We start from the raw sequence: 22655 nt of genomic DNA on the forward strand, positions 1-22655 counted from the left end.
GCGGCGATTCATCAGTTTGGCTCATCAGTCCAAGCGCGCCGCGCTACTTAATCGATCCGGGACGGCTCGCTAGACTGCGAAGCCATCGACCCGATGCGTCGCGGCAGCGCCCGGACGCTCGGACTCCCCGCATTCCGGAGCCCAATCTCATGACTACCCGCTTTCTCACTGCCGTCACCGCGATCGCCACGCTTGTCGCGTCCGGCTCGCTGTTCGCGCAATCCGCACCGGGCCTGACGCGCGAGCAGGTCCGCGAGGACATGCAGCGCTACGAGGCCGCCGGCTTCAATCCCGCACGCATGAACCCGCGCAGCTGGGTCGACGACGCCCAGGCCGCCGCGGCCCGGGTGCAGGCCGGGCGCGCCGACGACGCGCGCACGCAGCTCGCCGTGCACGGCGCCACGACGCATTGCGACTGAGCGCGCGACCGCCCCGCCCTTCCGATCCGGTTCCCGACATGCAATCCGTCTCCACTCCCGATCGCGGCACGGCACCTGACGGCGCGGCCGCGTGGGGCGCCGTCCTCGCGATGTCGCTCGGCGCGTTCGCGCTGGTCGCCTCCGAGTTCATGCCCGTCAGCCTGCTCACGCCGATTGCAGGCGACCTGCACGTCAGCGAAGGGCAGGCCGGCCAGGCCATCTCCGTGTCGGGCGCTTTCGCGCTGGTCACGAGCCTGTTCATCGCGTCGCTCGCCGGCCGGCGCGATCGCAAGCCGTTGCTGCTGTTGCTGACACTGCTGACGATCGTGTCCGGCACGCTCGTCGCATTCGCGCCGAACTACGCCGCGTTCATCGCCGGCCGGGCACTGATCGGCGTGGCGATCGGCGGCTTCTGGTCGATGTCGGCCGCCACCGCGATGCGCCTCGTGCCGGCGCCGCACGTGCCGCGCGCGCTGGCGATCGTGAACGGCGGCAATGCGCTGGCGACCGTCGTCGCGGCCCCGCTCGGCAGCTTTCTGGGCGGGATCGTCGGGTGGCGCTGGGCGTTCTTCTGCGTCGTGCCGGTCGCCGCGATCGCATTCGGCTGGAAGCTCGTCAGCCTGCCGTCGATGCGGTCCGCGCCGCGCGACACGTCGGCCAACGCGCTCAGGCTGCTGGCCCGGCCGCCGGTCGCGCTCGGCATGGCGGCGGTCAGCGTGTTCTTCATGGGCCAGTTCACGCTGTTCACCTACCTGCGTGCGTTCCTCGAAACCGTCACGCACGCCGGCACCGTCACGCTGTCGCTGATCCTGCTCGTGATCGGCATCGCGGGTTTCGCGGGCACGTTCCTGATCGGCGGCGTGCTGGCACGCGGGCTCTACCGGACACTCGTGGCCACGCCGGTACTGATGGCCGCGATCGCGGCGGCGCTGATGGTCGTCGGCGGCTCCACGGCGGCAACCGCCTGCCTGCTCGGCGCATGGGGCCTGCTCGGCACCGCGGCGCCGGTCGGCTGGTGGACGTGGCTCGCCCGTACGCTGCCGCACGATGCGGAAGCCGGCGGCGGGCTGATGGTGGCGGTCGTGCAACTCGCGATCGGGCTCGGCGCGACGATCGGCGGCATGCTGTTCGACCTGCACGGCTACCGCGCGACCTTCGCGATGAGCGCGGCACTGCTCGCGCTCGCCGGCGGGCTGGCCGTCGTCGCGGGCCGGTCCGCCCGACGCGCGGCCACGCGCACCGGCGGTTGATGCCTGCGCCACGACGCCCCGGCGGCGTTTTTACAAGCGTCGTGTAACCGCCCCGTCCGGCTTCGCGCGGCCGCTCGCCGCGTCCAGATAACCGAGCAGCCGGTGCGGCGTCAGCGGCTTCGCGCAGTGCGCGTCGAACCCGGCTTGCCGCGCCGCCTCGCAGTCGCGTGGCGACGCCAACCCGCTGCACGCGACGAGCAGCATGTCGCCGGTATGCGGATCCCCGCGCAGCCGCGCGGCCAGCTGCAGCCCGTCGAGGCCCGGCATCGCGATATCGAGCACGACCGCGAACGGCTGCCAGTCGCGCGCGATCGCGCAGACAGCGAACGGATCGACGGCAATGCGGCATTCGAAGCCGCGCGCCTCGAGCAGCAGGCGCAGCGCATCGGCCGCGTCGCGATAGTCGTCGACGATCAGCACCCGACGCGGACGCCTCGGCACGCTGTCGGGTGCGCGCCACAGCAGCACGTCGTCCGCGGCCGGATCGTCGCCGGGTTCGGGAAGCATCGCGTTTCTCCTGTCGTTGACACCGCCTCCACGCAAACCACGCGCCCGTCCCGGCCGATGCGGAACGGCGGTTGCTGCACAGGGACGAATCGTCGTACCGGAGCCCTTCATGCGCGTCACGCTGCGCTTTCGTTTCCGTCCAGCCCCGCTGGCGTGCGCGACATGCCGCGCCCCGGGCCGCACGGGCGTGGTCATATGACGCGCCAGACGCCGCCCGCCGCCGACGACGCACCGGCGACACTCGGTGCGTGCCGCCGCTGCGCGTTGTGGGAGCATGCGACCCAGCCGGTGCCCGGCGCCGGCCCCGTCGACGCGACGATCATGCTGGTCGGCGAGCAGCCGGGCGACCAGGAGGATCGCCAGGGATTGCCGTTCGTCGGCGCGGCCGGACGCATGCTGGACCGCGCACTCGATGAAGCCGGGATCGAGCGCGCGCACTGCTACCTGACGAACGCGGTCAAGCACTTCAAATGGGAGCCGCGCGGCAAGCGCCGGCTGCACAAGACGCCCGCGCAACGCGAGGTGGCCGCGTGCCGCTACTGGCTCGAACGCGAACTCGACGCGGTACGGCCGCGCGTCATCGTCGCGCTCGGCGGCACCGCGTTGCGCGCGCTGCTGCAAGACAACGATGCGACGCTCGAGGCCGCGCGCGCGCCGATTCGCACGGCGGAAGGCCGGCTCGTCGTCGCGACCTATCACCCGTCGTACGTGCTGCGCACGCGCGGCGCCGATTCGCGCGAGCAGGCGTACCGGAGGCTCGTCGACGCGTTGCGCACCGCGTCGCGCCTGGCCGGCGAACCCGAGCGCGACCCCGATCGCGACCACCGGCACGGCGCACGGGGAGACACCCGATGAGCGCACCGGGCGACGACACGCAGCCGGCCGCGGGCGCCGCGCACCGCGACACCGAGCGGCGCGTCACGTTCGACACGTGGGTCGGCATGATCGTCACGAACGCGGTGTCGTTCTGCATCATGGTGGTCGGCGCCGCCGTGTTCTTCGCGCACGGCCGGCACGACATCGGCACCACCGCGCAAGCTGCGGAAGCGCTGCGGCCGATCGCCGGCGAAGCCGCGTTTCTCGTGTTCGCGTTCGGCATCGTCGGCTGCGGGCTGCTCGCGATTCCCGCGTTTGCGGGCAGCGCCGCGTATGGCTGCGCGGAAGCGTGGCGGTTCCGCGAAGGGCTGAACGAGCCGGTGCGGCGTGCCCCCGCGTTCTATGCGGTGCTCGCGCTGTGCGTGATCGTCGGCATCGCGATCTGCGTGAGCCCCATCGATCCGATCAAGGCGCTGTACTGGAGCGCGGTGCTCAACGGTATCGCGGCGGTACCGATGCTCGTGCTCGTGATGCTGCTGTCGCACCGGCGCGAGACGGCCGGACAACCCGGCAGCGGCATCGTGTCGAAAACGTTCGGCTGGCTGGCGGTCGCGCTGATGGCGGCATCGGTCGTGACGATGGTCGTCGACCTGCTGACCTGAACCGCGCATCGTCCATTCATTGCGCGCGCACGACTTTCGCCGAGCCGAGCCGGGCCGACCGCGTCGCGGCCATGCCCGGCCCGCCGCGCTCACATCATCTTGCCGCGCGAACGTTCGGCGCGCGCCGCGTCGGCCGCCGATTCGACCTTCTTCACTTCTTCCGGCGGCGGGAGCACCGCCTTGAAGCCCATCGACCCGATCCACATCTCGCGCGCCCAGCCCCGCGTGTGATACAGGTGATGATCCTCGTCGGCCTCGACCTCGTCGTGCGCGTCCTTCAGCGTCTTCGCGGCATCGCCCGACAATTGATCGGCCGCATAGCCGATCAGCTCCCAGTTCAGGTGATCCTTGGTCTCGGCGAGCACCACGCACTCGGCCGCGATGATTTGCGCGACGGCCGGCTCGGCCTGCTTCTGCGCCTGCTCGATCGTATGCACGAGCGCCTTGCCGATGGCCGCCACCGCACTGCGGCCCGGCGTCTGCGCGTCGGCGTCCATGCCGAACGTCTCGAACACCTTGCGCAGCACCTCCTGGTGATGCAGCGTCTCGCGGTGGTACTTCTCCCATTCCTTGTGCAGATCCTCGTCGGTCGCGCATTGCAGCGCGGCTTCGTAGATCTTCGCGCCGCCAAGCTCGGTTTCGTATGCCTGGCAGAGCAATTCGCGGATGCCTTCATGCTTCGGTTGCCGATGGGCCATGACTGCCTCTCCAAAAAGACGGGCCGCACGCGCGGCCCGGGGTTGAACGGGCGCGCGTCAGTGCGCGCCCATCTTGCTTTCGAGCGCCTGCGCCATGCTCAGGTGATGCCGCAGCGTCGGCAGCGTGGCGCTCGCGAACTCGCGCAATTGCGGATCCCGCCCGTCGCGCGCCTCGCCTTCGAACAGCGCGACGGCCTTGCGGTGCGCATCCGGGCCGGCCGCCGCGACGTACGCGACGTCGAAGTCGCGACCGTGCTTGCCGCGCAGCGCCTCGACGTCGGGATCCTGGATCTGTTCGACCTGCGGCTTCCTGCCCTGGCGCGCGGCGATCTCGTTCAATTGCGCATTCGCCTTGCCGTGGTCGGCCACCATGCGCTGCGCGAATGCGCGCACGTCCGGCGACTGCGCCTGCCGCAGCGCGAGCTGGCTCGCCTGCACCTCGGCCTTGCCGGCGATGGCGGCCTTGTCGACGAATTCCGCGTCGCCGCCTTGCGGCGCTTTCGCGATCATCGCGTCGCCCGCACCCGACGACGGATTGATCACGCCGCCGGGCACATGTGAATTCGATGCGGGCGGCTCGCTCGGCATCTGCGCGCGGGCGACGCCCGCGGCAGCGAGCACGGCCGCGGCGAACGCCGCGATCGTCCAGTTGGGTCGTTTCATGTGCTTCCTCCTTGCATGGGGCGACAGACGGCCGTCAGCCGCCGACGATCGAGCCGCCGTTCGGGTGCAGCGTCTGCCCGGTCATGTAGCTCGCGCCTTCCGACGCGAGCAGCACGTAGCAGCCGATCAGTTCGTCCGGCTGCCCCGGCCGCTTGAGCGGCACGTTCTCGCCGAACTTCGCGACCTGCTCGGCCGTGAACGTCGACGGAATCAGCGGCGTCCAGATCGGTCCGGGCGCGACCGCGTTGACGCGGATGTCGCGTTCGGCCAGCTCCGCCGACAGCGACCGCGTGAACGCGACGATCGCGCCCTTGGTCGCCGAGTAGTCGGGCAGCGTCGGATTGCCGTGATACGCGGTCACCGACGCGGTGTTGACGATGCGTCCGCCGTGCTTCATGTGCGGCAGCGCGGCCTGCGTGCAGAAGACCATCCCGTACACGTTCGTACGGAACGTGCGTTCGAGCTGTTCCTCGGTCACGTCCTCGATGCCCGGGCGCGGATGCTGTTCGCCCGCGTTGTTCACGAGCACGTCGAGCCGCCCGAGCCGCTCGACCGTGCGCGCCACCGCGTCGTGCGCCTGCCGTCGGTCGCCCACGTCGCACATGATCGCCTCGCAACGCCGGCCGGCCCGCTCGATCAGCTGCTTCGTATGCGCGGCGTCGGCGGACTCCTTCAGGTAGACGATCGCGACGTCGGCCCCTTCCTTCGCGAAGCCGATCGCGACCGCACGGCCGATCCCGCTGTCGCCGCCCGTCACGAGCGCGACCTTGCCGGCGAGCTTGCCGCTGCCGACGTAGTCGGCCGCCTCGTCGCGCGGCTGCGGATGCATGTCGCGCTCGGTGCCCGGCTGGTGGTCCTGGTGCTGGGGCGGCGGGGTCTGTGCGGTAGTCATGGGTTCGTTCCTCCCTGAACGGTGTCGTCAAACGCTCGCAAGCGGCGTGCCGCGCACGGCAGCGACCTCGTTGCGCGTGCGACGCTGCGAACGGGCGTGAAAAATTCAGCGTGGATGGCCGCCCGATGCGGGCTCGCCGGGCCGGCGTACCGGATCGAAGTCACGCCACTCGCCGTCCTGCCAGTCGCCCTCGACACGCTCGATCGACGACGCACCGGTCGCGCGCAGCACGTCTTCCGCGGTATTCACGGTATCGGGCGCCACGCGCACCGCGAGGATCACGCCGGATTCGCTCTGCGCGAGCGTGCCCTTGCCCTCGGCCTGCTCGCCGCGCATGCGGCCCAGCGCGCCGCCGAATGCGCCGAGATACGCGCCGGCCAGCGCGGCCGCAGCCGGAACGAACCAGTAGCGCACGCCGATCGCGTAGACGAGGAGCCCCACGACGATACCGATCACCACCCCGCGGATCGCGCCGATCATCGCGCCGCGCCCGCCCGGCTTCGCCGCCGTATCGGCATAGACGTCGCCGCCGATCGGAAAGCGCGCATGCTGTCCGGCGGGATTCAGGAAGAAGATCGATACGTCGTCCGAGCCGAACGCGCGCTCGTAAAGGTGACGCGCCCCACCTTCCGCTTCGTCGAACGTCGTGAAGCGGCCTGCGACGATCATCGCCATGGTCGTGCTCCTCGTGACGGTGGTGGCGCCGCGTGCCACCGCACGCGGCGCGACGGGGCGGCGCTCACATCAGCCGCCCGAGTTCCTTCGACACCGAGGCCGGCGTGCCGTATTCGCGATCGGGAATGCGGCGGAGCATGTCGATCACGCCGGGGTCCGCATGCGAGCGTTCCGCGCACTCGACGACCGCCGCCTTGCTGGCCGGATAGTCCATGCCCTTCAACGCCTTCTGCACGTCGATCGGGCTCGGCGCCTTGCCGTGGCCGCCCTGATGGCCGCCCTTGTCATGGTCCTGCTGCACGCGCTCGCCTTCGTGCGCGCGTGAGTGGCTGTACTCGTGGCCCGTATGTTGTCGGGATGTCATGAAAATCTCCTTGGGGATGAACGAAATCACGTCGACGCACGGCGCGCACGCGCCAGCGCGGCGACCACCAGCGCCACCGCGCCGAGGGCGACCGCCCCCGCCACCTTCGGCCGCTGAACCACCGTGTTGTAGGCGCAACCGCGCAGCACGGGCCCGTTCATGCCTTCGCGCTCGTGCAACGCATGGCGTGGCTCGTACAGCGCGTTGTCGTCGCGCGGGCGGGCGGGGCGATCCGTGCGCTGGCTGCGCCAGAAGAGCCGGGCCGCGACGCGATCGAACAGGCGCGGCGCGTGATACGCGCTCGCCGACGTGAACTTCGCCGCGCCGCCCACGAACAGCGTGCGGCGCGGATGCGCGGCCGCGAACAGGATCGCGTCGGCCACCAGTTCCGGGTCGTAGATCGGCGGCGGCAGCTTCGCCTCGACGTTCATGTAGTTTTTCGCGTGCATCACGAGCATCGTGTCGATCGCGGCCGGCTTGATCAACGTCACGGATATCGGCAGGTGGTCACCCTCCATCTCGAGCCGCAGCGAATCGGTAAAGCCCTTCACCGCATGCTTGGACGCCGCATACGCGCTCTGCAACGGCACCGGCGCGTCGGACGCCTCGCTGCCCATGTTGATGATCGCGCCGCCATGAAAGTCGTTCTTGCGCCGGAAGTGGTCGGCCGCGACGAGCGACCCGTGCACGACGCCCCAGTAGTTGGTGTCGAACAGCTTGCGCTGGTCGTCGAGCGGCACGGCCGAAGCCGGACCGAAGATCGATACGCCGGCGTTGTTGACCCACGTGTCGAAACCGCCGTAGGTCTCGACCGCCTTGGCGGCCGCGCGTTGCAGATCCTCGAGATTGCCCACGTCGCCCGCGACCGCCACCGCGAGATCGCCATGCTGGCGAAGCTCCTCGCACAACGTGTTGAGCGCGGCTTCATTCCGCGCGAACAGCACCAGCTTCGCGCCGCGGCGGGCGGCCTTGCGCGCGGTGACGAGGCCGATGCCGCTCGTCGCGCCGGTGATCACGATCGTCTGCTCGCCGACCGGTTTGAGCATGCATTGCATGACTGGACTCCTTGTGCGGCGCGGCCGCGGTCACTTGGCCCGGATCGTCAACTGATCGCGCACGTCCTGTACGCCGTCGACCTGCTTCACGACGCTGACGGCCTGCGTGCGCTGCGCCTCGTCGGGCACGCTGCCGGTGAGCGTCACGATGCCGCGCCGCGTCTTCACGTGGATGTCGCCGGACGACAGGCCGTTCGTCCCGACGAGCTCGGCCTTCGCCTTGGTCGTGATCGTGGCGTCGCGGATCTTCGCGCCGGTCGACGAATGCGACGACGACGCTGACGTCGACGCGGCACTGTCGTCGCCGGCGGCGACTGCGACCGGTGCGATCACCGCGCACGCCGTGGTGGCGGCGATCGCGATCGCCATGCCGGTGCGCATGGCGTTGCGACGACGGAACCTCAAGGAACGGGCTTGCAGCGGAAATGCCTTCATCGTGACCTCCTTTCGTCGAACCGGGGTTGCCGGCGGGTGAACGGGGCAGCGCAAGTCGCGTGCCTCGGTGCCCGTGCGGCGCCGCCGCGGGTTCTCCCGATCAGACGCCCTTTCATCCAACCCGTTGTAATTTTTTCGGTATCGCGACGGGCGGCTTCACGGGCAACGCCCCGGGTATGCCGCTTGCCGAACCACTGGCAACAGTGGCCCATCCACGCGGCCCCGTTACCGGGAGCAACACCATGCAAAGAATCGCGTTGATCAGTGAGCACGCATCGCCGCTGGGGGTGATCGGCGGCGTCGATGCCGGCGGGCAGAACATCTACGTCGCGAACGTCGCGAAGCAGCTGGCCGAGCGCGGCCTCGACGTCGATGTCTATACGCGCTGCGACAACCCGCACCTGCCGGAAGTCGTGCCGATCGGCACGCGCATGCGCGTGATCCACGTACCGGCCGGACCACCGACCGACATCCCCAAGGAGCGGCTGCTGCCGTACATGGCCGCGTTCGCGGACGGCATGGTCGCGCGCATGCGACGCGAGCCCGACCCGGTCGACGTGATGCACGCGAACTTCTTCATGTCGGGCGACGCGGCGTTGCGCGTGAAGCGGCGGCTCGGCATCCCGCTCGTCACGACCTTCCATGCGCTCGGTCGCGTGCGCCGGCTCCATCAGGGCGACGCCGACGGCTTCCCCGATGCGCGCTTCGCGATCGAGGACACGCTCGCGCGCCGCTCGGACCGCGTGATCGCCGAATGCCCGCAGGATGCACTCGACCTGATGACGCACTATCGCGCCGACGCCGCGCGCATCGAGATCGTGCCGTGCGGTTTCGACGTGCGGGAACTCAGGCCGACGCCGCGCATCGACGCGCGTGCGCAGCTCGGCTGGCCGCAGGATGCCTTCGTCGTGCTGCAGCTCGGCCGCCTCGTGCCGCGCAAAGGCATCGACACGGTGATCGACGCACTGGCCCGCATGCCGCGCGATCCGCAACGGCCGACCCACCTCTACATCGTCGGCGGCAGCCAGGCCACGCCCGATCCGGCACGCGACCCGGAACTCGCCCGCCTCGCCGGGCTGGCGCACGAACTGGGGATCGCCAACCGCGTGACCTTCGTCGGCCGGCGCGACCGCGACACGCTGCACCTGTACTACAGCGCGGCCGACGTGTTCGTCACGACCCCGTGGTACGAGCCGTTCGGCATCACACCGTTCGAGGCCATGGCCTGCGCGCCGCCGGTGATCGGCAGCCACGTCGGCGGCATCCGCACGACGGTGGACGACGGAACGACCGGCTACCTCGTCCCCCCGCGCGATCCCGCCGCGCTGGCCGCGCGGCTCGTCCAGTTGCGCGCGCAACCCGATCTGTGCGCGACGCTGGGACGCGCCGGCTACCTGCGCGCGCATCGGTTCTATACCTGGAAAGGCGTGGCCGACCGGCTCGTCGACATCTATCGCGACGTCGCCCGACCGCGCAGCGCCGGCGCGTCGGCCGGCACCGGTCGCCGCACCCCCGTCTCGATCACATCGGGCGCGCTCGCCCATCGCAAGGAGAACGCATGATGAAGGGCCATGATCGCAAACGCGTGCTCGTCGCCGGCGGCGCCGGCTTCCTCGGCTCGCATCCGTGCGAACGCCTCGTGTCGGACGGCCACGACGTGCTGTGCGTCGACAACTTCTACACCGGCACGAAGGACAACATCGCGCATCTGCTCGACGCGCCGACCTTCGAATTGATGCGGCACGACGTGACGTTTCCGCTCTATGTCGAAGTCGACGAGATCTACAACCTCGCGTGCCCCGCGTCGCCCGTCCCGTCCACTACCAGCGCGACCCCGTCCAGACGACCAAGACGAGCGTGCATGGCGCGATCAACCTGCTCGGCCTCGCGAAGCGCGTGAAGGCGCGCATCCTGCAGGCGTCCACGAGCGAGGTGCACGGCGACCCCGACGTCCATCCGAAGTACGAGCAATACCGCGGCCGCGTGAACCCGGTCGGCCTGCGCGCCTGCTACGACGAAGGCAAGCGCTGCGCGGAAACGCTGTTCATGGACTATCACCGCCAGTACGGCGTCGACGTGCGGATCGCGCGCATCTTCAACACGTACGGCCCGCGCATGCATCCGGCCGACGGCCGCGTCGTGTCGAACTTCATCACGCAGGCGCTCGCCGACGCGCCGCTGACCGTCTACGGCGACGGCAGGCAGACGCGCTCGTTCTGTTACGTGGACGACATGATCGATGCGCTGATTCGGCTGATGAATGAGCCGGGCGACGCGAGCGAGCCGGTCAATCTCGGCAGCGACGCCGAAATCGCGATGCTCGACGTCGCGCGCGAAGTCGTGCGGATCGTCGGCGCGACGGTCGCGATCGAGTTCCGGCCGCTGCCATCCGACGATCCGCGCCAGCGGCGGCCGAACCTCGACGCCGCGCAGCGGCGCCTCGACTGGCGCGCGACCACGCCGCTCGCCACCGGGCTCGCGCGTACCGTCCGGTACTTCATTCATCGGCAGGCCGCGCTTCACCAACCGGGCGATCTCGTGCGCAGCACGCAAATCGCGTCGCACCTGCTCGCGCAGGTCGATATGCCGCGCCGCCCGGCACCGGCGCAGTGACGACGCCGGTGCATCCGGCGCGCACCGACCGTCAGTCGTCGCCCTTCGTCACGAGCATGATCTTGTGCGCCAGTTCGCGCACGTCGACCGGCTTGCACAGATAGCCGTCGAAGCCGGCCTCGAGGGCACGGCGCTCGTCCGCCGGGCCCGCGTGCGCGGTGACGGCGAGCACGCGCAGGTTCCGCGTGTCGCCCTCGCCGTTGCCGTTGCCGGCGCCGTGCCGAAGCGCGTCGAGCAACCAGAAGCCGTCACCGTCCGGCATCGCGAGATCGGAAAGCACGACGGTGGGCTGCAGGTCGGCGGCCATCGCGAGCGCTTCGCGGCCCGACGACGCGACCGTGACGGCCGCGCCGAACGTCGTCAGCGCGGCGGTCAGGCTCGCGCGCGTCGTCGCATCATCGTCGACGATCAGGATCCGCTGCGTGGCGAGCCCGAGCGGTGCGTGACGGTCGCCCGCCTGCGCGAACCCCCACGCCATCGCGCCGGCCGGCTGCCAGTCGGCCGGCAGCCTCACAGTGAACGTCGAGCCGAGATTGCGGCCCGCGCTTTCGGCCGTCACGGTGCCGCCGTGCAGCTCCGCGATATGCCGCACGATCGACAGCCCCAGGCCGAGCCCGCGCCGCGACGACGCGGGCGAATCGTCCGCGCGACGGAACATGTCGAAGACGTACGGCACGAACTCGGGCGCGACCCCCTGCCCCGTATCGGCCACGGTCAACACCGCGTGCGTGCCGTTGCGCGCCAGCCCGACATGCACGCTGCCGCCGCCCGGCGTGAACTTGAGCGCGTTCGACACGAGGTTCGACAGCATCTGCCGCAACCGTTCGGCGTCGCCGGACACGATGAACGTGCTGGACCCGCAAGCGAATTCGAGCATGACGCCGGCCGACGACGCGGCCGTCTGGAACGTGCCGACCGAGTCGGAGAACAGCCGCGCGATGTCGACCGGCGCCGTGTCGAGCCGCAGCTTGCCGGTCGCGAGCGACGATGCATCGAGAATGTCGCCGACCATCCGCGTGAGCGAGCGCGCGCTGCGGTCGATCGCATCGATCGCCTGACGCTGGAGCGCGTGGTCGACCGAATGGCGCAGTACCTCGATCCAACCGTAGATCACGTTCAGCGGCGTGCGCAATTCGTGCGACACCGTGGCCAGCAACTCGTCCTTCAACCGGTTCGACGTATCGGCCTGGTCGCGCGCATCGCGCGCGCCCTGCAGCGACCGCTGCGCGCGCAGATCACGCCGGCGCCGCGCACCGGTTTCGTGCAGCGTCAGCGACAGCGCGAGGGTCGCGCCCGCGTCGCCGCGCAACCGGCGCGCCGACACGGTCGCACGAAACCGCCGGCCATCGCGCCGGACGCACAGCAGTTCGACCGGCCCGACCGCATCGCGCATGGCGTCGAACGATTCGGCGAACGGCCTGCGCCACAGCCAGCGCATCGCGACGAACGTCTCGAGCGAACGGCCGCGTGCGTCGTCTTCCTCGTAGCCGAACATCCGCTGCGCGGCCGGGTTCCAGCTGACGATGCGGCCATCGCCGTCGACGCCGACGATCGCGTCGGGCGATGCGTCGACGACCGCTTGCTGAAGACGCGACGCATCGACCCGCGCGCGGTCCGCACTGGCGTCGCGCACGATCATCACCGCGCCGTCGATGTTGCCGTCCACGTCACCGAGCGGCGACGCCACCTCGACGACCGGTACCGGATCGCCGCCCTCCGTCGCCTGCAGCCAGTGCCGGTCGGACGTCGCATGGGCGCCGCCGAGCGCGCGTTCGAGCGGGGTCGTCGGCACGCGGCGGCCCTCATGGTCGACGATCCGCAGCACGTCGCGCGCGGGCCGCCCCGTCGCGTCTTCCGGCGTGCAGCCGACGAGCGCGGCCGCGGCTGCGTTGAGGTAGGTGAGCCGCCCGTTCGCATCGGCCGCGATCACACCGTGCGGCAGTGCCTGCAACACGGCTTCGAGCCGCTGCCGCGCGGCCGCCTCGCGCCGGCGCGCACGATCGTTCGTGAGCCGCGTATGGCGCAGCATCGCCGCGAGCGCACACACCAGCACGCCGACCAGCATGAACGTGCCGAGCTGCACGAGCCGATCGGGCAGCGGCTGCGTATAGGCCGCGGGATCCGAGAGGAACAGCGTCCACACGAGTATGCCGCTGGCCACGGTCGACACGATGCCGAACAGGAACGACGTCGCCCATGCGGCGCCCGCGAGCAACGGGTAGTACAGCACGAACGGCAGGTTCACGCCGCCGAAACGGATCGCGAGCGACTGCAACACGGTCGCGATCGCGACCAGCATCGCTGCCATCACGTAACTGCCGGCTCGCGGACGGGTCATTTCAATCATCGGACGCATTCCTGCCGCGAGTGGCCGGGCGCCCTCGCGGAAACGATGGCCGGGCACGATGCCTGCTCGCCCGGCTGGCCACCCACCCGGGAGATCATCTCGTGACGCATGCCCCGACATGCTGGCTCGTTGTCTCGCCCCATCCGGACGACGCCGTCTTCAGTTGCGGGCGCCTGCTTGCCGCGGCGCCCGGTTCGATCGTCGTCACCGTGTTCGCCGGCATTCCGCCGCGCGATGCGCCGGTGCCGCCGTGGGATCGCCGCGCAGGCTTCCATCGCGCCGACGAAGCCGTGCGCGCGCGCCGCGACGAAGACCGACGCGCGCTCGCACGGCTCGACGCGCGGCCGGTCTGGCTCGACTTTCTCGACGATCAATACGGGATGCCCGCCGCATCGGCAGCGATTGCCGCGCGCCTGGCACAGGAGATTGACGCACATGCCGGATTCGGCGTCCTCGCGCCGGCCGGCCTGTTCCACCGGGATCACCTGCACGTGCAGCAGGCCGCGCTGTCGCTGCTGGATCGCGCACGCGCCTCGCACGACGCGGCGCGCGCGTGGCGCTTCTACGAGGACGTACCGTATCGCCGGATCGCGGGGCTGATGGCCACGCGCGTGACCGGCTGGCGCGAGCGCGGCTGGATCGCCCATCCGGCCGGCGCCCCGGCCTGCGACCGCGCGGAAGCCATCGCCGCGAAAAGCGCCGCGGTCGCCGCGTATGCGAGCCAGATTGCGTTGTTCGATTCTCATATGCGCGCCGATCTCAAGGAACCCGAAACGTACTGGCGGCTCGAATGCGACGTCACGTTCGCGTAACATCCGCGCGCAACGTTGCGCCCCCGGCCGAACCACGCGTGACCGCCATCGTGCTGACCTACAGACGACCGGCCGGGCTCGCGCACACGCTGGCCCGGCTCTCGTCGCTGCCCGACCGCCCCGCCATCGTCGTCGTCGACAATGCGTCGGAAGCCGACACCGCCGCCCTGATCCGCCACCGCTTTCCGCACGTCGTACTCGTGCATGCGCCCGCCAATCTCGGCGCGGCCGGCCGCAACCTCGGCGTGGCCGTCGCCCGCACGCGCCACGTCGCGTTCTGCGACGACGACACCTGGTGGGCGCCCGGTTCGATGGAGCAAGCGGCGGACCTGCTCGACGCGTATCCGCACGTCGCGGCCGTCACCGCACGCGTGCTCGTCGGCGCCGATCAGCGCGAAGACCCAACCTGCCGCCGGATGGCCGACAGCCCGCTCGATGCGCCCGTCACGCTGCCCGGCCGCCCGATCCTCGGCTTGCTGGCCGGCGCGACGGCGTTCCGGCGCGACGCGTTCGTGAAGGCAGGCGGCCACCATCCGCGCTACTTTCTCGGCGGCGAGGAAGCGCTGCTCGCGCTCGACCTGTACCGCGCCGGCGAATGGCTCGTCTATGCGCCGCGCCTCACGGTCCACCATGACCCGTCGCCGCAGCGCGACTCGCTGACGCGCGCCCGCGTCACCGCCCGCAACGCGGTATGGACCGCCTGGCTCAGGTGGCCGGCCCCGGCCGCGCTGCGGCAGACCGTGCGGCTGCTGCCGCGCCTGTGGCGCGACCGCATGCTCGCGCGCACGTTCGCGGGCCTGGCGTGGATCCTGCGGGAGCGCCGTGCGACCCCGCCGCACGTGGAACGCCTGCGCCGCCAGCTCGACCGTGATGCGCGTCGGGATGCGTGCAACGGAGCATGAGCGCGGCGGCACCATCAGGAATCCGGTTTTCCTGCATCGTCATCCAGTTGCGCGAGCCGGTTGTAGATCGTTTTCAGGCTGACGTCGAGCACCTCGGCCGCCTGCGCCTTCACGCCCCCGCATTGCGCGATGGTGCCGAGGATCAGCTTGCGGTCGACTTCCTCGAGCGGCGTGCCGAACGGCACCGTGACGCGATCGTCATGCGAATCGACCATGCTCGACAATTCGTCCATGATCGGCGGCGGCAGCGTATCAATCAGGTCCGTATCGCTGAAGATGCTCGCGCGCTGCACGAAGTTGCGCAGCTCGCGTACGTTGCCGGGCCACGCGTAAGTCTTCAGCGCGTCGCGCGCGGCGGGCGAGAAGCGCAGGTTCCGGCCGCTTTCGGCGTTGAACTGCTGCAGGAATGCATCGGCGAGCATCGGGATGTCGTCGCCGCGCTCGCGCAGCGACGGCAGCGGGATCGGGAACACGTTGATCCGGTGGAACAGGTCGGGCCGCAGCTTGCCGTCGGCCATCGCGGCCTCCGGGTCGCGGTTGGTCGCCGCGACGATGCGCACGTCGACATCGATCTCGCGCGTCGAGCCGAGCCGCGTGAGGCGCCCCGTCTCGAGCACGCGCAGCAGCTTGACCTGTGACTCGAGCGGCATCTCGGTGATCTCGTCGAGAAACAGCGTGCCGCCGTCCGCGCGTTCGAAGAAGCCCTTGTGCTGGCGCTCCGCGCCCGTGAAGCTGCCGCGGTCGTGGCCGAACATCTCGCTCTCGACGAGGTTCGCGGCGATCGCGCCGCAATTCACCGCGAGGAACGGGCCGCGGCGGCGCAGGCTCAGGTCGTGCACCGTCTGCGCGGCCAGCTCCTTGCCGGTGCCCGATTCGCCCGTCAACAGCACCGACGCCTCGGTGCGCGCCACGCGGCCGATCGCGTCGTAGACGGTCTGCATCGCGGGCGAGCTGCCGAGCATGCGGCCGAAGCGCCCGAGCCGCTGCAGTTCCGAGCGCAGTTCGGCAATCTCTTCATGCAGCGCGGTGGTGCGCGGCACGCGCGCGAAGATGCTGTTCAGCCGCTGCATGTTGAGCGGCTTCACCAGGTAGTCGGTTGCGCCGCGACGCAGCGCATCGATCGCGGTTTCGAGACTCGCGTGGCCGGTGGTCAGCACGATTTCACAGTGCGCACGCTTCGGCAACGCATCGAACAGATCCATCCCGTTGCCGTCCGGCAGTACGAGATCGCACAGCACGAGATCGGGGGGATGCGTCGACACGAGCGTGCGCGCTTCCTCGAGCGTCGCGGCCGTATCGCACGACAGCTGCTGTGTGCGTGCGAGCGTCGCGAGCATGGTGCGTGTATCGGCATCGTCTTCGACGATCAGGACGTAGGGCATCGAGGCTCCTCGTGAAGCGGCCCGCCCCCTGCATGGCCGGCACCGCGACGGACGCGCAGCGCATTGTCTCCGCCTCGTTTTGCGGCGGCACGCGCCGCGCTGCGCATGATCGGACGGGCGAGCGTTCGTGCCCGGGACGCAACGCTTAGCAGTATAGAAGAACGGTGTCGCGCATTCTCCGCCAATCGAATAAATCTATCCGGCCGCGCGGCGCGCATTGCAGATTCAATGTCTCACCACCGGTATAAAAGGTATTCTCGATACAGGAAAACGGTGACGCATGCCACGTCATTTTTTCATCCGGTCTCGGCGCATTCGGTCAAATCTTCCCATTCGATATCCCACCCCCATGTCGAAACCCGTCGATGACGGCGCGCGGCTCTTCGGCCGCTCGCGTGCGATCCAGACCCTGTTGCTGAAGGTGTCGCGCGTGGCCGCGACACGCGTCGGCGTGCTGATCGTCGGCGAAAGCGGCGCGGGCAAGGACATCGTCGCGCGGCTCTTGCACGACCTGAGCCCACGCCGCCGCGGGCCGTTCGTTCCCGTCAATTGCGGCGCGATCCCGCACGACATTGCGGAATCGCATCTGTTCGGTCACGAGAAAGGCAGTTTCACCGGCGCCGTTGCCCAGCATGTCGGCATGTTCGAGGCCGCGCGCGGCGGCACGCTGTTTCTCGACGAGATCGCCGAAATGCCGGCCGAGCTGCAGGTCAAGCTGCTGCGCACGCTCGAGTCGAACTCGATCGTGCGGGTCGGCGGCCACGAATCGATCCCGCTCGACGTGCGGATCGTCGCCGCCACCCATCACGACCCGGTCGAGGCCGTGCGCAGCGGGCGGCTGCGCGAGGACCTGTTCTACCGAATCGCGACGGTCGCGCTGCACGTGCCTCCGCTCAGGCAGCGCGAGGACGACGTCGACGATATCGCGCTGCAGATCGTCGAGCGGCTGAATGCGCGGCACCGCACGAGAAAACGGCTGTCCATCCAGGCGATGAAGGCGTTGCGCGCCTACACGTGGCCCGGTAACGTGCGCGAGCTGCGCAATACGCTGGAGCGCGCGTTCATCCTCGCCGACGAGCAGATCGAGCTGCAGTTGCCGCGCCGTGCGCCACCGCGCGACGAATGTCGTCACAACGCGATCACGCTGCATATCGGCACGACGCTCGCGCACACGCAGCAGCGCTTCATCGTCGCGTCGCTGCGGCATTTCAACGGCGACAAGCCGCGCACCGCGAAAGCGCTCGGCATCAGCCTGAAGACGCTGTACAACCGGCTCGCGCTCCTGCCCGAACATGAACGGGATGCGTTTCGCGGAACCGGCGCGTCGAACGTGCCGAACGTGCCGAACCCACCCGACGCACCGACGCCCTGAGCCCGCGCGGCACGCGTGCGACTCACGTCGCGACGTCGTGCAACGCCGCGTCCCAGTCGCGCACGAACCGCTCGATGCCGAAGCGCTCGCATGCGTCGCGTCGCGCGGCGGCGCCCCACTCGCGTGCGAGATCGGGATCGCGGATCAGCATGCGCATCGCATCGATCAGCACGGCCGGCCGCGTATCGGCCACGCCGTTGCGGCCGCTCCGGACGAGCAACGCCATCTCGGTCGTCGCGAACGCGACGATCGGCATCCCGATCATCATCGCCTCGATCACCGCGAGCCCGAGGCTCGTATAGCGGATCGGATTGAAAAAGAACCGGTAGTGCGACAGGAAGTGCGGCAGTGCCGGGTTCGGCACCTCGCCGATCCCGCCCAGCTCGGCCGAGCCCATCCCGACCAGTTCGAGCGGCACGCTGTGACGCGCGGCCTCGAACAGGTCGGCGCCCAGGCGACGGCCCCGGCGCGCCAGGTTGTTCACGACCGTCACGCCTTTCGGCAACGTCCCGTGGTACGCGACGTTGTCGGGCATCAGCACGCCATGCTCGATCACACGCGTCGGCGTCACGCCGTTGTCCCACATCAGCGCATTGAACGGCGTCACGTGCACCAGCAGCACGTTCGGATCCTGCACCGGATGCAGCGTATCGGTCGGATGCCCGCGCGGCGGATCGTGCTCGACGAACAGGGTCGGCAACGCACGCTGGTCGTCGCTCAGCAGCCGCAGGCGGTCGTGCTCGTAGTGGCTCTGATGCTGGTACAGCACGCAGTCGAATGCGGTGTCGCGTACGCACTCCACCGGCACCTCGTGCACGTTGTCGCCCCATGGCAGATGCCCGACGCGGCCTGCATAGCCGGGCGGATCGTGCGGCTTCGTCACGATGAAGAACTCGTGCGGCGCCTGCGACAGGTAATACAGGTAGTTGCCATGCACGTGCCAGGTCAGCACGCGCAGCCGCTTACGTGACATGACGCCTCTCCTCCGCAAGCATTTCGCCCGCCCGCTCGATCACGTCGCCGACGCCGATCGCCATCGCGCATTCGTGCCCATACGGGCACGTGTCGAACATGCACGGCCGGCACGCCGGATGGTTCGCGAGGACGCGATGACGCGCGCCGTCGAGCGGCGCCCAGCGGGCCGTGTCGCTGCCGCACGCGACAACCACGCTCGGCGTGCCGAGCGCCGCAGCGACGTGCGACACGCCCGTGTCGTTGCACAGCAGCAGCCGTGCACGTCCGATCAGCGCGGCAAGCGCGCCGAGCGGCGTGCGGCCGCACAGGTTCACGCAGGGCCGCGCGAGATGCTCGGCGAACGCACCGGCCAGCGCCAGTTCCGCGCGCGTGCCGGTCAACACGATCTGCCAGCCGTCGTCGGCGAGCTGCCGTGCGGCGAGCGCGAAGCGCTCGACCGGCCAGCGCCGCGACGCCATCCGCGCGCCGGGATGCACGATCACGTAGCGCCCCGGATCGAGCGCATGCTCGTCGCACAGCACGTGCCACAACGCATAATCCAGGCCGCCGAGCGGGAATTCGAGGTAGTCACCCCATGCCGCATAGCCGAGCGCGCGCATCAGCGCCAGGTAACGCGTGACTTCCGGCTCGTCGTCCCGCCAGGCGAGCGTGTGGTCGAGCCGGGTCGCGCCACCGTCGGCCGGCATGAAGCCGGCCGTGCGCGTTGCCCCGAGCGACGCGACGATCGCGTTGGTGGTCGTGCCGCTGCCGTGCAGCTGGATCGCGAGGTCGAAATCCCGGGCGCGGCACTCGGCGATGAACGCTTCACGGGCGGCTGCGTCGGGCACGGGTTGTTCGTCGAGCCCCGGCGCGCCGGGAAACGCGATGAAACCGTCGATGTAGTCCGAGAAACGCGAAGCAAACTCGCGCGCCCACGGCAACCCGATCAGCGTGATCCGCGCGTCGGGTTCGCCGCGCCGCAGCGCGCGCAACGCGGGCACCGCGCACAGCATGTCGCCGAGCTGCAGCGCACGGAACACCGCGATGCGCGTCGGGCGTTGCACGCGCTCGAAATCAGGAGGTTCGGTTGTCATAGGAACAAGACCCGGAAATGAAGCGCGCCGCGCATGCGCCAGTACAGCGACACGGGCGGAATCGCGATGGACGTGACGATCATCTCGGCAACGTGTGACGGCGTGAGCTCGGTGCCGCGCAAGCGCTTCACGCAGAACGCCGCGGTCATCACGGCCCAGACCGTCGCGCATGCCACGCCCGGCGCCGGCCACCCGGCCGCGAAGCACACGATCGCGCCGAGCCCGGCGAGCACCGCCGCGTAGTAGTGCCACGGTGGCGCCGACCGGATATGGCGGCGGTAGGTCGCACGATGCTTCTTGTACAGCAGCGCGTCGAAATAGACCTTCGACTGCTGGCCGATGCTCGCGCCCCAGCGCGCGGGGCGGACCGGATGCACGATGCACGCCGCATCGGCGTCGACGATCGGCCCGGCGTGTTCGCGCAACGCGAACATCAGGTCGGCGTCCTCGCGCCATGCGCGCGTGAAGCGTTCGTCGAAGCCGCCGACACGTTCGAGCGCCACGCGCCGCACGAAGCAGTTCGCGGTCGCGAATTCCGCATGTGCGAGGCCGGCCGCGTCGCGTTCGTAGTCGGTCGGGTGCGGCCGCAACGGCACGTCGATGCGGCCCGCGGCCGCCGCCGCGGACGGTTCGGCCAGCAACGCGGCCGTGCCGTGGCGCAGCCACGCCGGATCGGGAATCGTGTCGTCGTCGGTGAACGCGATCAACGCGCCGCACGCGCTGCGCCAGCCGACGTTGCGCGCACCGGCCGGCCCCTGCGTGGCGGGCGCGGTCATGTAGCGAATCGCCGGCACGTCGGTCACGCGCGCCCGGCACCGCTCGACGACGGGCCGCGCGCTGCCGGCGGAATCGTCATCGACCACGATGATCTCGTAGGCCGTCGGGTCGAACACCTGCACGCACAGTGCGTCGAGGCAGCGTTCGAGCAAGTCGGGCCGCCGGTAGGTCGGCACGACGACCGACACGACCGGCGGTCGTTGCGTGTCGCGCGCGTTCATCTCGGTTTCTCCAGCAGGAACGAACCGATCACGAGCGCGTCGAGCGGCGACGTCCAGTAGCATTCGAGCGCGTCGCGCGGCGTGCAGACGATCGGTTCGCCGCGTGTATTGAACGACGTGTTGACGAGCACCGGTACGCCGGTGAGCGCGTCGAACTCGGTCAGCAACGCGTGCAGCAGCGGATGCTGGATGTCGTCGACGGTCTGCACGCGCGCGGTGCCGTCGATATGGCGCACGGCCGGAATCGTCGCTTCGGCGCCGGGCGCGACGTCGTACACGAACAGCGTGAACGGCGCGCGCAGCGGCGTGCGCCGCCCGCCGCGGAACCAGTGATGCGCCTTGCTTTCGAGCACGACCGGCGCGACCGGGCGAAAGTCCTCGCGGTCCTTGATCCGGTTGAGCTTGCGCTGCATGTCCGGGTCGGTCGGCGACGCGAGGATCGAGCGTGCGCCGAGCGCGCGCGGGCCGAACTCCATGCGCCCCTGGAACCAGCCGATCACGCGGTTCGCCGCGAGCAGCGCGGCCGTTTGCGCGGCGACGTCGGCCAGCCGCCGGTACGGCAGCTGGGCATCCTTCAGGAACGCCTCGATCGCGTCGTCATCGTATGACGGCCCGAGATACGCATGGTCCATCCGCCATGCGCCGCGCTCGCCGCGCATCCGGAAGTCGGTCCACAGCGCCGCGCCGAGCGCGGTGCCGGCGTCGCCGGAGGCGGGTTGCACCCACACGTCGTCGAACGGGCCGCGATCGCGGATCTTCGCGTTCATCACGCAGTTCAGCGCGACGCCGCCCGCCATCGCGAGCTCCCGCTCGCGGGTGCCGGCGGCCAGCCAGTCGACCGCCTGCAAGGCCGTTTCTTCCAGCACGCGCTGCAACGCATGCGCGATGTCGCAGTGATGCGGCTCGATCGGGCCGCCGCGTTCGCGCGGCGGGCCGAACAGCGCGACGAGATCGCCGTCGAGGATCGCGTAGCGTCCGTCGCCGTCATAGCGCACCAGCTTGCGCATCGCGTCGGCGAACACCGGCTTGCCGTATGACGCGAGCGCCATCACCTTGTACTCGTCGGACGAATGCAGGAAGCCGAGGTAGCGCGTCACGCGTTCGTACAGCAACCCAAGCGAATGCGGCAGGTTGACCTGGCCGAGCCGCCGGTACGACCGGCCGTCGAACGCGCCGTAGCTCGTCGTCGCACGCTCGCCGCGCCCGTCCATCGTCATCACCGCGCAGCGCTCGAAAGGCGCCGCGAGAAACGCGCTCGCTTCGTGCGCGAGATGGTGCTCGACGAAATGCCAGCGGAACGGCCCGTCGTGCGTGACGCCGCGAAAACGCCGCTGCAGGTGGTGCGGCGCACCGCCCGCGAGCTGGCGCGGCGCGTTCACGATCGACGACAGGAACAGCGGATGCCATGGCGACGCGCCGCCGTTGCGCGGCGCATGGGCCGACGGCGAAAGCGGCAAGGTCAGCGACGACTCGGCAGTGTCGCGGTCGAGCTCGAACCACGGATCGTATGAATACGCGACATGGTCGACGTCCGCGAGCACGATGCCGGCCTCCGCGAGACAGTAGTCGATCGCATGGTAGGGCAGCTCCCAGGTCGAGAACGGTACCGGGCGCTTCGCGTGCTTCACGTGCGTGAAGCGTTCGTCCTCGGCGGCCGCGATCACGACGCCGTCGCGCACGAGGCACGCCGCACTGTCGTGAAAGGCGGCGTTGATGCCGAGCGTATGGATCGGTGCGGGCATGGG

At 70.0% G+C, this 22655-nt stretch carries 21 protein-coding genes and 2 pseudogenes; 9 read left to right on the forward strand and 14 right to left on the reverse strand.

Annotated features, from left to right (window positions below; all coding sequences use genetic code 11):
- The first annotated feature begins 149 nt into the window (after positions 1-149).
- Both CFB82_RS38470 and CFB82_RS38475 read left to right on the forward strand, forming a co-directional pair.
- Positions 150-419, forward strand: coding sequence for a DUF4148 domain-containing protein (locus tag CFB82_RS38470; protein WP_089487488.1), 270 nt, complete (start codon positions 150-152; stop codon positions 417-419).
- 38 nt (positions 420-457) lie between these two features.
- On the forward strand, positions 458-1669 hold the full coding sequence (locus tag CFB82_RS38475) for an MFS transporter (RefSeq protein WP_089487489.1): 1212 nt from the start codon (positions 458-460) through the stop codon (positions 1667-1669).
- A gap of 30 nt (positions 1670-1699) precedes the next feature.
- Here CFB82_RS38475 and CFB82_RS38480 read toward each other — a convergent pair whose 3' ends face one another.
- A complete protein-coding gene (locus CFB82_RS38480; protein ID WP_089449139.1) occupies positions 1700-2176 on the reverse strand; it encodes a response regulator in 477 nt (158 codons plus the stop codon).
- A 195-nt stretch (positions 2177-2371) separates the two neighbouring features.
- Between CFB82_RS38480 and CFB82_RS38485 the strand changes: the two genes are divergently transcribed.
- Positions 2372-3031 (forward strand): UdgX family uracil-DNA binding protein, encoded by a 660-nt coding sequence (locus CFB82_RS38485; protein WP_089487490.1) that lies wholly within the window; start codon positions 2372-2374, stop codon positions 3029-3031.
- Positions 3032-3057: 26 nt separating this feature from the next.
- Positions 3058-3654 (forward strand): annotated as a pseudogene (locus CFB82_RS38490) (divalent metal cation transporter); the annotation flags it as partial.
- Positions 3655-3743: 89 nt separating this feature from the next.
- Here CFB82_RS38490 and CFB82_RS38495 read toward each other — a convergent pair.
- The 7 genes from CFB82_RS38495 to CFB82_RS38525 form a co-directional block, all read right to left on the reverse strand.
- The gene (locus tag CFB82_RS38495; protein ID WP_069250001.1) at positions 3744-4352 is read right to left on the reverse strand and encodes a DUF892 family protein; all 609 of its coding nucleotides are present in this window, start codon (positions 4350-4352) and stop codon (positions 3744-3746) included.
- 57 nt (positions 4353-4409) lie between these two features.
- Positions 4410-5015, reverse strand: a complete 606-nt coding sequence (locus tag CFB82_RS38500; protein WP_089487491.1) for a DUF4142 domain-containing protein — start codon at positions 5013-5015, stop codon at positions 4410-4412.
- Between the two features lie 34 nt (positions 5016-5049).
- Positions 5050-5907 (reverse strand): SDR family oxidoreductase, encoded by an 858-nt coding sequence (locus CFB82_RS38505; RefSeq protein WP_089487492.1) that lies wholly within the window; start codon positions 5905-5907, stop codon positions 5050-5052.
- A gap of 105 nt (positions 5908-6012) precedes the next feature.
- Positions 6013-6582 carry a hypothetical protein gene (locus CFB82_RS38510; RefSeq protein WP_089487493.1) on the reverse strand — a complete coding sequence of 190 codons (570 nt, stop codon included), beginning with the start codon at positions 6580-6582 and terminating at the stop codon, positions 6013-6015.
- A gap of 64 nt (positions 6583-6646) precedes the next feature.
- Positions 6647-6946: a DUF2795 domain-containing protein gene (locus tag CFB82_RS38515; RefSeq protein ID WP_069250315.1), complete on the reverse strand. Its 300-nt coding sequence runs from the start codon at positions 6944-6946 to the stop codon at positions 6647-6649.
- A gap of 26 nt (positions 6947-6972) precedes the next feature.
- On the reverse strand, positions 6973-8001 hold the full coding sequence (locus CFB82_RS38520; RefSeq protein WP_089487494.1) for an SDR family oxidoreductase: 1029 nt from the start codon (positions 7999-8001) through the stop codon (positions 6973-6975).
- A 30-nt stretch (positions 8002-8031) separates the two neighbouring features.
- Positions 8032-8436: a BON domain-containing protein gene (locus tag CFB82_RS38525; RefSeq protein ID WP_089487495.1), complete on the reverse strand. Its 405-nt coding sequence runs from the start codon at positions 8434-8436 to the stop codon at positions 8032-8034.
- A 242-nt stretch (positions 8437-8678) separates the two neighbouring features.
- Between CFB82_RS38525 and CFB82_RS38530 the strand changes: the two genes are divergently transcribed.
- On the forward strand, positions 8679-9998 hold the full coding sequence (locus CFB82_RS38530) for a glycosyltransferase family 4 protein (protein ID WP_089487496.1): 1320 nt from the start codon (positions 8679-8681) through the stop codon (positions 9996-9998).
- Positions 9998-11049, forward strand: a pseudogene (locus tag CFB82_RS38535) (UDP-glucuronic acid decarboxylase family protein). Before CFB82_RS38530 ends, CFB82_RS38535 begins: the two are co-directional and overlap by 1 nt.
- Positions 11050-11080: 31 nt before the next feature.
- Here CFB82_RS38535 and CFB82_RS38540 read toward each other — a convergent pair.
- Complete coding sequence (locus tag CFB82_RS38540; RefSeq protein ID WP_089487497.1) at positions 11081-13396, reverse strand: hybrid sensor histidine kinase/response regulator; 2316 nt, start codon at positions 13394-13396, stop codon at positions 11081-11083.
- A 101-nt stretch (positions 13397-13497) separates the two neighbouring features.
- On the opposite strand from CFB82_RS38540, the gene CFB82_RS38545 reads away from it, so the two are divergent.
- Both CFB82_RS38545 and CFB82_RS38550 read left to right on the forward strand, forming a co-directional pair.
- On the forward strand, positions 13498-14208 hold the full coding sequence (locus CFB82_RS38545) for a PIG-L family deacetylase (protein ID WP_089487498.1): 711 nt from the start codon (positions 13498-13500) through the stop codon (positions 14206-14208).
- Positions 14187-15110, forward strand: coding sequence for a glycosyltransferase family 2 protein (locus CFB82_RS38550; protein WP_089487499.1), 924 nt, complete (start codon positions 14187-14189; stop codon positions 15108-15110). The genes CFB82_RS38545 and CFB82_RS38550 overlap by 22 nt, the downstream gene beginning before the upstream one ends.
- A gap of 14 nt (positions 15111-15124) precedes the next feature.
- Here the strand turns inward: CFB82_RS38550 and CFB82_RS38555 are convergent, their stop codons facing one another.
- Entirely contained in the window at positions 15125-16492 is a 1368-nt protein-coding gene (locus tag CFB82_RS38555) for a sigma-54-dependent transcriptional regulator (RefSeq protein ID WP_089487500.1), read from the reverse strand.
- A gap of 349 nt (positions 16493-16841) precedes the next feature.
- Here CFB82_RS38555 and CFB82_RS38560 point away from each other — a divergent pair, with 349 nt between their 5' ends.
- Positions 16842-17864, forward strand: a complete 1023-nt coding sequence (locus tag CFB82_RS38560; RefSeq protein WP_089487501.1) for a sigma-54 interaction domain-containing protein — start codon at positions 16842-16844, stop codon at positions 17862-17864.
- A 22-nt stretch (positions 17865-17886) separates the two neighbouring features.
- On the opposite strand, the gene CFB82_RS38565 is transcribed toward CFB82_RS38560, so the two are convergent.
- From CFB82_RS38565 to CFB82_RS38580, 4 genes are read right to left on the reverse strand one after another with little or no spacing between them, the layout of a single operon-like run.
- On the reverse strand, positions 17887-18837 hold the full coding sequence (locus tag CFB82_RS38565) for a glycosyltransferase (RefSeq protein WP_089487502.1): 951 nt from the start codon (positions 18835-18837) through the stop codon (positions 17887-17889).
- Positions 18827-19912 carry a glycosyltransferase family 9 protein gene (locus tag CFB82_RS38570; protein ID WP_089487503.1) on the reverse strand — a complete coding sequence of 362 codons (1086 nt, stop codon included), beginning with the start codon at positions 19910-19912 and terminating at the stop codon, positions 18827-18829. Before CFB82_RS38570 ends, CFB82_RS38565 begins: the two co-directional genes overlap by 11 nt.
- Complete coding sequence (locus CFB82_RS38575; RefSeq protein WP_089487504.1) at positions 19909-20910, reverse strand: glycosyltransferase family 2 protein; 1002 nt, start codon at positions 20908-20910, stop codon at positions 19909-19911. Before CFB82_RS38575 ends, CFB82_RS38570 begins: the two co-directional genes overlap by 4 nt.
- Entirely contained in the window at positions 20907-22652 is a 1746-nt protein-coding gene (locus tag CFB82_RS38580; RefSeq protein ID WP_089487505.1) for a carbamoyltransferase family protein, read from the reverse strand. Before CFB82_RS38580 ends, CFB82_RS38575 begins: the two co-directional genes overlap by 4 nt.
- Positions 22653-22655: the final 3 nt, after the last annotated feature.

The organism is Burkholderia sp. HI2714 (assembly GCF_002223085.1).
In the GTDB taxonomy this organism is placed as follows: Bacteria; Pseudomonadota; Gammaproteobacteria; order Burkholderiales; family Burkholderiaceae; genus Burkholderia; species Burkholderia lata_D.

What these genes read in the sequence shown, in the direction of transcription:
- CFB82_RS38470 (WP_089487488.1), top strand. Translation starts at nt 150, where the DNA reads ATGACTACCCGCTTTCTCACTGCCGTCACCGCGATCGCCACGCTTGTC.
- CFB82_RS38475 (WP_089487489.1), top strand. Translation starts at nt 458, where the DNA reads ATGCAATCCGTCTCCACTCCCGATCGCGGCACGGCACCTGACGGCGCG.
- CFB82_RS38480 (WP_089449139.1), bottom strand. Translation starts at nt 2,176, where the DNA reads ATGCTTCCCGAACCCGGCGACGATCCGGCCGCGGACGACGTGCTGCTG.
- CFB82_RS38485 (WP_089487490.1), top strand. Translation starts at nt 2,372, where the DNA reads ATGACGCGCCAGACGCCGCCCGCCGCCGACGACGCACCGGCGACACTC.
- CFB82_RS38495 (WP_069250001.1), bottom strand. Translation starts at nt 4,352, where the DNA reads ATGGCCCATCGGCAACCGAAGCATGAAGGCATCCGCGAATTGCTCTGC.
- CFB82_RS38500 (WP_089487491.1), bottom strand. Translation starts at nt 5,015, where the DNA reads ATGAAACGACCCAACTGGACGATCGCGGCGTTCGCCGCGGCCGTGCTC.
- CFB82_RS38505 (WP_089487492.1), bottom strand. Translation starts at nt 5,907, where the DNA reads ATGACTACCGCACAGACCCCGCCGCCCCAGCACCAGGACCACCAGCCG.
- CFB82_RS38510 (WP_089487493.1), bottom strand. Translation starts at nt 6,582, where the DNA reads ATGGCGATGATCGTCGCAGGCCGCTTCACGACGTTCGACGAAGCGGAA.
- CFB82_RS38515 (WP_069250315.1), bottom strand. Translation starts at nt 6,946, where the DNA reads ATGACATCCCGACAACATACGGGCCACGAGTACAGCCACTCACGCGCG.
- CFB82_RS38520 (WP_089487494.1), bottom strand. Translation starts at nt 8,001, where the DNA reads ATGCAATGCATGCTCAAACCGGTCGGCGAGCAGACGATCGTGATCACC.
- CFB82_RS38525 (WP_089487495.1), bottom strand. Translation starts at nt 8,436, where the DNA reads ATGAAGGCATTTCCGCTGCAAGCCCGTTCCTTGAGGTTCCGTCGTCGC.
- CFB82_RS38530 (WP_089487496.1), top strand. Translation starts at nt 8,679, where the DNA reads ATGCAAAGAATCGCGTTGATCAGTGAGCACGCATCGCCGCTGGGGGTG.
- CFB82_RS38540 (WP_089487497.1), bottom strand. Translation starts at nt 13,396, where the DNA reads ATGATTGAAATGACCCGTCCGCGAGCCGGCAGTTACGTGATGGCAGCG.
- CFB82_RS38550 (WP_089487499.1), top strand. Translation starts at nt 14,187, where the DNA reads ATGCGACGTCACGTTCGCGTAACATCCGCGCGCAACGTTGCGCCCCCG.
- CFB82_RS38555 (WP_089487500.1), bottom strand. Translation starts at nt 16,492, where the DNA reads ATGCCCTACGTCCTGATCGTCGAAGACGATGCCGATACACGCACCATG.
- CFB82_RS38560 (WP_089487501.1), top strand. Translation starts at nt 16,842, where the DNA reads ATGTCGAAACCCGTCGATGACGGCGCGCGGCTCTTCGGCCGCTCGCGT.
- CFB82_RS38565 (WP_089487502.1), bottom strand. Translation starts at nt 18,837, where the DNA reads ATGTCACGTAAGCGGCTGCGCGTGCTGACCTGGCACGTGCATGGCAAC.
- CFB82_RS38570 (WP_089487503.1), bottom strand. Translation starts at nt 19,912, where the DNA reads ATGACAACCGAACCTCCTGATTTCGAGCGCGTGCAACGCCCGACGCGC.
- CFB82_RS38575 (WP_089487504.1), bottom strand. Translation starts at nt 20,910, where the DNA reads ATGAACGCGCGCGACACGCAACGACCGCCGGTCGTGTCGGTCGTCGTG.
- CFB82_RS38580 (WP_089487505.1), bottom strand. Translation starts at nt 22,652, where the DNA reads ATGCCCGCACCGATCCATACGCTCGGCATCAACGCCGCCTTTCACGAC.